We start from the raw sequence: 442 nt of genomic DNA on the forward strand, positions 1-442 counted from the left end.
CGCGTCACCTTCGGGGATAATCAAGAATTGATCTGGTCAATTAATTTTGTACTCCAAACAGGGGCACGTGTTTACGCTGCCATTTCGGCTATTGATGTAGTCAGATAGTCGTTAAAACTATGACCACTTTTTGTATTGTAGTGCTTTAGTATGTAATTCAACGCATCCAGCTTCGCTTCATCAAAATTGTTGTAACCATACTTCGGCATCCATTCTGTTTTAAAACTTCTAAAAAAACGTTCCATTACCGCGTTATCCCAGCAGTTTCCTCGTCGACTCATACTCTGCGTTATTTGATATTTCCACAGCATTTGTCGATATTGAAGACTACTGTAATGGCAACCCTGGTCAGAATGAAACATCAGGTTTTGGGGCCGTCCACGACTTTCAAATGCCATTCTTAATGCTGCACAAGTCAAATCGGTATTCGGGCTGTCAGAGC

At 41.6% G+C, this 442-nt stretch carries 1 protein-coding gene; it reads right to left on the minus strand.

The window, feature by feature from the left end; all coding sequences use genetic code 11:
* Window positions 1-71: 71 nt before the first annotated feature.
* Window positions 72-442: DDE-type integrase/transposase/recombinase (locus AAEY78_RS12295; RefSeq protein ID WP_352339627.1), on the minus strand; the 371-nt coding region annotated here is incomplete at its 5' end.

The sequence above is a fragment of the Psychrobacter sp. 16-MNA-CIBAN-0192 genome (assembly GCF_040309565.1).
Lineage (GTDB): Bacteria > Pseudomonadota > Gammaproteobacteria > Pseudomonadales > Moraxellaceae > Psychrobacter.